We start from the raw sequence: 7893 nt of genomic DNA on the forward strand, positions 1-7893 counted from the left end.
GCTCGGCTTCGGTCAGCCGCATCGGCGAGGTGCGGCCGCCGGGATCGAGATGATGCAATCTGGACGAACGGCGCCACGAGGCCACCAGCGCGGATCGTGCCGCCTGACCTGACGCGATGGCGGCCTCGACACGGGCCGCGTGATGCCGGGGCATTGTCCCATTCATCACTGTTTCCTCCGGATGGCAGACTAGAACGGGCCGGCGCTGCCTGATTGATCTGCGTCAACTTCGGCGAGCGCCACGGAAGCCATGAGCCCGCTGACGCACTGCCGTCAAGGCAACCGGTGGGTTCCGGACTTACGACCTTCGCAGGAGCCACGGACGCGGTGGTCGGATTTCGGCAACGGCTTTCGGGTCGATTTCAAAAGCTGCCGAAAACGCTACTTCGCCGGGATCATCCGAACGAGATCGCGCGGATTGACGTAGTCCAGTTGGAAGCGCGCCCGCTCGTCCAGCATGTCGGGGTCGATCCGCTCGGACCGCAGCAGCGACACCCGCTGCTCGCTCCTGGCCCGCTCGCGCTTGAGCTGGGCCAGCTCGCTGGTCAGGGCGATGATCTCCTGGTCCAGTTCCTGGCGGGCGTTGAGGCCGTATTTGCCGGTATAGGCGTTGACGCCGAAATAGCCGACGATGGCCGCCGCCATCGCGTAGAGGGCAAGGCCGGTCAGGATCGATTTCAGGCGCGCGCGGGAGACCATCTTGGGAAGATGAGACAGGTTGGTTAAGGGAGTGCTAATCGGCCGCGCCACTTTGCTTGCCCCGCCTGCGCGGCCGAAGCCGGCTTCGGCGCGGCGAAGGCCCGGGCATCCACGTTCTTGATCGCGCCGCAAAGACGTGGATGGCCGGGACAAGCCCGGCCATCACGGAGAGAGTACGTGCTCAGCCCTGGTGCTTCGCCACATGCGCGGCGAAGGCGTTGATGTACTGCTGCAGCACCGTCTTCAGGGAGTCCTTGGTCAGATCTCCGTTTGCATCAAACGCATCGCCGACGGCGTTCAGGTAGATTTCAGGCTGCTGGAGCAGCGAACCGGAAATGCCCGGCAGGATGTTCTGCAGATGCTTGGCCGCGCTGACGCCGCCGAGCGGTCCCGGCGAGTTCGAGATGATGCCGACCGGCTTGCCGAGGAGCGAGCTCTTGCCATAGGGGCGCGAGGCGACGTCGATGGCGTTCTTGAGGACGCCCGGGATCGAGCGGTTGTATTCGGGGGTGATGAACAGCACGCCATTCGACTTCTGGAGCTTGTCGCGGAAGGCCAGCCAGTCCGCGGGCGGCGCACCCTCGAGGTCCTGGTTGAAGAACGAGATGCCCGCCGGCGTGATGACCTCGAGCTTGAGGGTATCAGGCGCAAGCTTTGCCAGCGCGTTGGCGATCTTCAGCGAAAAGCTCTCCTTGCGCAGGCTGCCGGCGATCGTGACGATGTTGTAGGCCATGGGTTGTCCTTGAAACCTTGAGGGAAGTGCCGCGCGGCACTTAAGCGATCCGGATCGATGGATGCAAGTGCATGGACCGGTCCAATTTGGAAACGCAGCGTTTCGCGAAAGCAGATGGTCGCCCAAGACAACCGGGCCGCCAAGCGGCGGCCCGATCTTTCGCGCACATGTCTAATTCAGATCAGATCGTCGGATTCCACGCCGACGGGATCAGGCGGTACTTCGCGCCGTCCTTCTGGACGTGGCCGACCGAAGGGAACGTGAAGTGGAAGCCGACCACGGTCGCCTTCTCCGCCGCCGCCATGTCGTAGAATTTGTGGCGCGTGTCCTGCGCCAGCGCGGCGTCGTAGTCGAACATCACGTGCCAGTCGGGATTGCGCAGGAAGAATTCCGGGATGTTGGTGACATCGGATTGGATCAGCACCTTGGCATCGCCAGAGGCGACAGCGAACGAGGTGTGGCCCGGCGTATGGCCCGGGGTTGCGATCGAGGTGATGCCGGGCGCGACCTCCTTGCCCCACTCGTATTTGGTGACCTTGGACTCGAGGCCGGCGAAGGTCTTCTTCACGTTGGCGAAGTAGTTCTTCATCATCGGATTGGACTCGGCCTTGGCCGCGTTCTCCTCGCTGGTCCAGAACTCCCAGTCCTTGCCCGGCACCATGATCTCGGCATTGGGGAATGCGAGCCCGCCGTCGGCAAGGCGAATGCCGTTGGTGTGATCGGGGTGCAGATGCGAGAGCAGCACGATGTCGATGCTCTTCGCCTCGACGCCGGCAGCCTGGAGATTCTGCAGCGTGCGGCCGACCGCGCCCTTGCTCGCCTCGAAATTCGCAATGCCGTTGCCGGTGTCGATCAGGACCAGCTTGGAGCCAGTGTTGATGAGCTGCGGGTTGAACGGCACCGTGACCATGCCCTTCGGCATGTAGGCTGCTTCGCCCGCGGCCAGCGCTTCGTCCTTCGACAGATTGGCGACGAACTTGTCCGGCATCGGGAAGGTGCGCGCGCCGTCATTGATCGAGGTGCACTCGTAGCTGCCGACCTTGTAGCGGTAGAAGCCCGGCGCTTGCGTGCCGGTCGGCGGCACTGAGGCATTGGCCGCGGTCGGCACGAAGCCGGATACGGCAGCCGCGCTGAGGGCGGCGGCGCCTGTGAGCAAATGACGGCGATTGAGATCAGTCATGGAGAGGTCCCCTTCTGAGCGCCCCGCGGTTTCTCCGCTTGCAATGGCGGCGGAATAATCTCCGGCTGCGCTCAGAAGGCAAGACCTTCCTTCGGTAACCTGCCGTCGCAGATCACGATTATTTATTCGGGTTGATGAGGAATTTTTCGCCGGTGGCGCGTTTGGCGTACACCGCGACGTTGGCGAGATCGAGCGCCTCGGTCAGCGAGACCACCTTGGTGTAGTGACTGGCGAAAGTGGTCTTGAGCTCGGACGCGACGCGCTGGCGCAGGCGACCGATCTCGGCCGGACCGATGTTCTGGAGGAACGGCGTCAGCAGCCAGCCGCCGACGCCCCAGGTCAGGCCGAAAGAACGGGCGAGTTCGGTCGGCCGATTGTCGAGGCTGCCGTAGATGTAGACCTGCTTGTACACGTTGGAGCCGTAGCGGCTGTATTCCTTCGCGGTCTTGTTGGCCGCGACTTCCATGGCAGTCAGAATCTGGCTCGCCAGCTTGCCGCCGCCGATGGCATCGAAGGCGATCGTGGCGCCGGTCTCGACCAGCGCATTGGTGAGATCGTCCATGAAATCAGGCGCACTGGAATCCACGACGTGCTTGGCGCCGATCTTGTGCAGGATGTCGGCCTGCTCCTTGCTCCTGACGATGTTGACGAGCCCGATGCCGTCCTTGATGCAGATCTTGTTGAGCATCTGGCCGAGATTGGACGCAGCCGCCGTGTGCACAAGCGCCTTGTGGTTCTCCCGGCGCATTGTCTCAGTCATGCCGAGCGCGGTCAGCGGATTGACGAACCAGGACGCACCGTCCGCGGCCGTGGTGCCCGCCGGCAGCTCCATGACGTCGCGGACCTTCAGCACGCGGTACTGCGTGTACATCGCGCCGCCGATCATCGACACCGTCTTGCCCATCAGGGCTTTCGCCGCGTCCGACGAGCCGGTCTGGATCACCGTGCCGGCGCCCTCGTTGCCGACCGGCAGCGACTGATCGAGCCGGGCTCCCATCATCCGCATCGCAGCCTCCGGCATTTTCGCCGTGATGACCGGCATCTCCTTCGTGCCGGAGGCCTTGGCGGCCGACATGTCGGCCGGCCCGATCAGGAGCCCGAGATCGGAGGGGTTGATCGGGGTCGCCTCAACGCGGACCACGACTTCGTCGTCGGCCGGCTCCGGCGTCGGGACATCCACGAGGGACAATTCCAGCTCGCCGCTCTTCTTGAGCAGCGAACGCAGTTGCAGTCCGGACTTGCCGTCGCTCATGTCGATCCTCCCCTGTCGGTCTGTTCGCGAGTCGAGGCGCTGGCTTATGCCAGCGCCTTCAGTGCCGCCTTGCCGCCGTAGAGCGCCTGCTTGCCGAGCTGCTGCTCGATGCGCAGGAGCTGGTTGTATTTGGCGGTGCGATCGGACCGTGCAAGGGAGCCGGTCTTGATCTGACCGCAGTTCGTGGCGACCGCGAGGTCGGCGATGGTGGAATCCTCGGTCTCGCCCGAGCGGTGCGACATCACCGAGGTGTAGCCGGCCTTGTGCGCCATCTCGACGGCGGCGAGCGTCTCGGTCAGCGTGCCGATCTGGTTGACCTTGATCAGGATCGAGTTGGCGCGGCCAGCCTTGATGCCGTCGGCGAGGCGCTTGACGTTGGTGACGAAGAGGTCGTCGCCGACGAGCTGGCACTTCGTGCCGACGAGGTCGGTGAGCTCCTTCCAGCCGTCCATGTCGTCTTCCGACATGCCGTCCTCGATGGTGACGATCGGATAGCGCGAGACGAGGTCGGCAAGGTACTTGGCCTGCTCGGAGATGGAGCGGGTCTTGCCCTCGCCTTCATATACGTATTTGCCGTTCTTGAAGAACTCGGTCGAGGCGCAGTCGAGGCCGAGCACGATGTCGGAGCCTGCCTTGAAGCCGGCCTTGCCGATCGCGTTCATGACGAACTCCAGCGCGGCATCGGCCGACGGCAGGTTCGGGGCAAAGCCGCCCTCGTCGCCGACATTGGTGTTGTGGCCGGCCTTCTTCAGCTCGGACTTCAACGTGTGGAAGACCTCCGCGCCGTAGCGCAGACCCTCGGCGAAGGATGACGCGCCGACGGGGAGGATCATGAATTCCTGGAAGTCGATTGGGTTGTCGGCATGCACGCCGCCATTGATGATGTTCATCATCGGCACCGGCAACAGGCGCGCCGAGGTGCCGCCGACATAACGGTAGAGCGGCATGTCGAGCGAGTTCGCGGCCGCCTTGGCGCAGGCGAGCGAGACGCCGAGGATGGCGTTGGCCCCGAGCCGGCTCTTGTTCGCCGTGCCGTCGAGGTCGATCATGATCTGGTCGATCTGGGCCTGCTGCTCGACGTCGAGGCCGCTCAGGGCCTCGAAGATCTCGCCGTTGACGGCACCGACGGCCTTGGTGACGCCCTTGCCGAGATAGCGGGCCTTGTCGCCGTCGCGCAGTTCCACGGCCTCATGAGCGCCCGTAGACGCGCCGGAGGGCACGGCAGCGCGGCCGAGCGCGCCATCCTCCAGCACGACATCGACCTCGACGGTGGGATTGCCCCGGCTATCGAGGATTTCGCGGCCGATGATGTCAATGATGGCGGTCATGATGTGCACTTCCGTTCGTTAGGTTTGATCGGTTCGCCGCGGGTCTTACACGGGCCGCAAGCAAATGTGAACGCTTGGACCGCGTGCTTCGACTGACGCGTGCAGCGGCCGGGGCTAAGCTTGAATTCAACTGATCTGCGCGTCCAACCTCAATCTGAACCAGCCGGGGTAACGCCATGAATCGCCGCCAGTTTCTCGCCTCGAGTGCCGCCCTGTTGGTGGTCCGCCCAGGTTTTGCCCAGGAGGGCCCGTTCCGGACGAAATACTTCCCGATCAGTGCCGGCATTGGCCTGCACGATCTCGCGCCCGCCCCCGACGGTTCGGTCTGGTTCACGGCGCAGGGTAAAGGCCTGCTCGGCAGGCTCGATCCCCGAGATGGCCGTTTCAAGACGGTCAGCCTCGGTCAGGGCGCAGCTCCGCATGGCGTGACCATCGGTCCCGACGGCGCGCCCTGGATTACCGAGGGCGGTCAGAACGCAATCGCGCGGGTCGATCCGTCCGACCTCACGGTCAAGCTGTTCCGCCTGCCGGAAAAGTTCGCTAGCGCCAATCTCAACACCGGCGTGTTCGACAAGGACGGCATCTACTGGTTCACCGGCCAGTCCGGCTATTACGGCCGCCTCGCGCCGAAGTCCGGCGACATGAACGTGTTCAGGGCGCCCAAGGGCGTTGGCCCCTACGGCATCACGGTCACTCCCAAGGGCGATATCTGGTACGCCTCCCTTGCCGGCAGCTACATCGCGAAGATCGACCGCGCGACGGGTGATGCCGCAATGGTCGATCCGCCGACGCCGGGCGCGGGCTCGCGCCGGGTCTGGTCGGATTCGAAGAGCCGGATCTGGGTCAGCGAGTGGAATAGCGGCCACGTCTCGATGCACGATCCCGCCGATGGGTCGTGGAAGACGTGGAAGCTGCCGGGCGAGCGCCCCCGCGCCTACGCAGTCTATGTCGACGACAAGGACAAGGTCTGGCTGACCGACTTCTCCGCCAACGCCATCGTGCGCTTCGACCCCGCCACCGAGCGCTTCAACGTGTTCGCCAGCGACAAACCGAATGCCGCCGTGCGCCAGCTCGACGGCAGGCCCGGCGAGCTCTGGGGCTGCGAGTCCGGCAACGACCGCATTGTGCTGATTCAGACGATCGCCGCCGGTTGACGGCAGCCGCGATTGCGTCCATCCCGGCATTGAAACAGGATGTGACGACGATGGCGAAGAAATCCCTCCAGCTCGGCCGTTCGGTCGAGTGGCCGCACACACCGGAAGACGCTCAGCTCGACCGCGTGCCCAATCCGCAAAAGGGCACCGACTATCTGGTGCGCTTTACCGTGCCGGAATTCACCTCGCTCTGCCCGGTCACGGGTCAGCCGGATTTCGCGCATCTGATGATCGACTACGCGCCAGGTGCGTGGCTGCTGGAGTCGAAATCGCTCAAGCTCTACATCGCGAGCTTTCGCAACCACGGCGCCTTCCACGAGGACTGCACCGTGATGATCGGCAAGCGCATCGCATCCGAGATCAAGCCGAAATGGCTGCGCATCGGCGGCTATTGGTATCCGCGCGGCGGCATTCCGATCGACGTGTTCTGGCAGACCGGCCGCGTGCCGAAGGGCCTATGGGTGCCCGAGCAAGGTGTCGCGTCCTATCGCGGGCGCGGCTGAGCCGCAGAAGAGGCCAAGCACGACCATGATCGCGGCGCGTGTGGTCGAACTCAAAGCGAACGCAGCGACGCGCTAGTTGGAGATGGATGACCTTTCCCAGGGACGTTTGCCGTTGGCATCTCGATCCCAGGGACGCGTGGTCGGCGCGTTCTTTTCCTCGGCAGCCGCTTTCGCGCGGTCGGCTTGCACCTGCTCGCGATCCGTCACGGATGGCTTGGGCTGCGCTTGAGACGTCTGCGCGGCGACCGGACCCATGGCGAGCAGCGCGGCGATCAGGAACTTTGTCATCCCCGGCTGTAGCATGCCGAGGGCAGGACGTCCGATTTAGTTGCAGGGTTTCTGGGCACTTTCGTCAGTTGCGCGCGTCGGACGGCGCCCGCGGCTTGAGCAGCCGGGCACAGACAACGCCCAGCACCACCATGATCACTGCGCTCGCGAACAGGGTCGGCATCTTGCCGGCATGTTGGAGCCCGAAGCCATAGGCGAGCGGTCCCACGGTCTGCCCCATGAAGAAGAAGAACGAATGCAGCGACAGCGCGGTGGCGCGCGCCTCGACCGAGAGCTCGCTGGCGAAGACCTGCAGACAGCCATGGGCGATGTAGAAGCCCCATCCCATCACGATGAGACTCAGCGCCTGCACCTCCCACCGCGGGCCGAAGGCGACGGCAATGAGCTGCGAGGCCACCAGCGTCATGCCGGAGATCATCATGCCCTTCACGCCCAGCCAGGGCAGCAGGCGCGACACCGTCAGCGTGTAGAACAGCCCGCCGACCGCAAAGCCCGCGATGACAATGCCGGCGATCGAGAGCGAGGTCTGTCCGAGCTCGAACAGGAACGAGGCGATGTAGGGAAACAGGCCGAGCACGCAGCAGCCTTCGATGAACACCGCCGAATAGCAGACATAGGCATTCGGATTGGTGAAGATGGTGCGATAGCCGGCCTTGAGCGCCGACAGGCTCGTCTTCGGCGGATGCTTGACCTTGGCGCCGCGGAAGCCGGCGGCGACCGCGATCGACGCCACGATCACGAGCACACCGAGCACCG

Annotated in this window: 9 protein-coding genes and 1 pseudogene; 2 read left to right on the forward strand and 8 right to left on the reverse strand. The window is 64.4% G+C overall.

The genetic code is table 11. The features are described 5' to 3' along the window. From MOV75_RS19930 to eno, 6 genes and pseudogenes are all read right to left on the reverse strand, one after another. A pseudogene (locus MOV75_RS19930) lies at positions 1–166 on the reverse strand (sigma-54-dependent Fis family transcriptional regulator); the annotation flags it as partial. Between the two features lie 215 nt (positions 167–381). Continuing rightward, on the reverse strand, positions 382–699 hold the full coding sequence (locus MOV75_RS19935) for a septum formation initiator family protein (protein ID WP_028141594.1): 318 nt from the start codon (positions 697–699) through the stop codon (positions 382–384). A 181-nt stretch (positions 700–880) separates the two neighbouring features. Beyond that, positions 881–1432, reverse strand: coding sequence for an NADPH-dependent FMN reductase (locus tag MOV75_RS19940; protein WP_246928822.1), 552 nt, complete (start codon positions 1430–1432; stop codon positions 881–883). Between the two features lie 181 nt (positions 1433–1613). Further along, positions 1614–2612, reverse strand: a complete 999-nt coding sequence (locus MOV75_RS19945; protein ID WP_247006439.1) for an MBL fold metallo-hydrolase — start codon at positions 2610–2612, stop codon at positions 1614–1616. A gap of 118 nt (positions 2613–2730) precedes the next feature. Beyond that, positions 2731–3864 carry a zinc-binding dehydrogenase gene (locus MOV75_RS19950; protein ID WP_246928826.1) on the reverse strand — a complete coding sequence of 378 codons (1134 nt, stop codon included), beginning with the start codon at positions 3862–3864 and terminating at the stop codon, positions 2731–2733. Between the two features lie 44 nt (positions 3865–3908). Further along, positions 3909–5192, reverse strand: coding sequence for a phosphopyruvate hydratase (eno, locus tag MOV75_RS19955; protein ID WP_246928827.1), 1284 nt, complete (start codon positions 5190–5192; stop codon positions 3909–3911). 176 nt (positions 5193–5368) lie between these two features. Between eno and MOV75_RS19960 the strand changes: the two genes are divergently transcribed. Together MOV75_RS19960 and queF are read left to right on the forward strand one after the other, a co-directional pair. Further along, entirely contained in the window at positions 5369–6346 is a 978-nt protein-coding gene (locus MOV75_RS19960; protein WP_246928829.1) for a lyase, read from the forward strand. 50 nt (positions 6347–6396) lie between these two features. After that, complete coding sequence (gene queF, locus MOV75_RS19965) at positions 6397–6849, forward strand: preQ(1) synthase (RefSeq protein WP_246928837.1); 453 nt, start codon at positions 6397–6399, stop codon at positions 6847–6849. 72 nt (positions 6850–6921) lie between these two features. Here queF and MOV75_RS19970 read toward each other — a convergent pair whose 3' ends face one another. Together MOV75_RS19970 and MOV75_RS19975 are read right to left on the reverse strand one after the other, a co-directional pair. Then, positions 6922–7137: a hypothetical protein gene (locus tag MOV75_RS19970; RefSeq protein WP_246928839.1), complete on the reverse strand. Its 216-nt coding sequence runs from the start codon at positions 7135–7137 to the stop codon at positions 6922–6924. Between the two features lie 64 nt (positions 7138–7201). Beyond that, a partial coding sequence (locus MOV75_RS19975; protein WP_247006441.1) for an MFS transporter occupies positions 7202–7893 on the reverse strand: 692 nt, incomplete at its 5' end.

This window comes from Bradyrhizobium sp. PRIMUS42 (assembly GCF_023006515.1).
Taxonomy (GTDB): Bacteria; Pseudomonadota; Alphaproteobacteria; order Rhizobiales; family Xanthobacteraceae; genus Bradyrhizobium.

Bases quoted from the DNA above. Each gene is read 5' to 3' on its own strand.
- eno (WP_246928827.1), bottom strand. From the start codon at position 5,192: ATGACCGCCATCATTGACATCATCGGCCGCGAAATCCTCGATAGCCGG.
- MOV75_RS19945 (WP_247006439.1), bottom strand. From the start codon at position 2,612: ATGACTGATCTCAATCGCCGTCATTTGCTCACAGGCGCCGCCGCCCTC.
- MOV75_RS19970 (WP_246928839.1), bottom strand. From the start codon at position 7,137: ATGACAAAGTTCCTGATCGCCGCGCTGCTCGCCATGGGTCCGGTCGCC.
- MOV75_RS19950 (WP_246928826.1), bottom strand. From the start codon at position 3,864: ATGAGCGACGGCAAGTCCGGACTGCAACTGCGTTCGCTGCTCAAGAAG.
- MOV75_RS19935 (WP_028141594.1), bottom strand. From the start codon at position 699: ATGGTCTCCCGCGCGCGCCTGAAATCGATCCTGACCGGCCTTGCCCTC.
- queF (WP_246928837.1), top strand. From the start codon at position 6,397: ATGGCGAAGAAATCCCTCCAGCTCGGCCGTTCGGTCGAGTGGCCGCAC.
- MOV75_RS19940 (WP_246928822.1), bottom strand. From the start codon at position 1,432: ATGGCCTACAACATCGTCACGATCGCCGGCAGCCTGCGCAAGGAGAGC.
- MOV75_RS19960 (WP_246928829.1), top strand. From the start codon at position 5,369: ATGAATCGCCGCCAGTTTCTCGCCTCGAGTGCCGCCCTGTTGGTGGTC.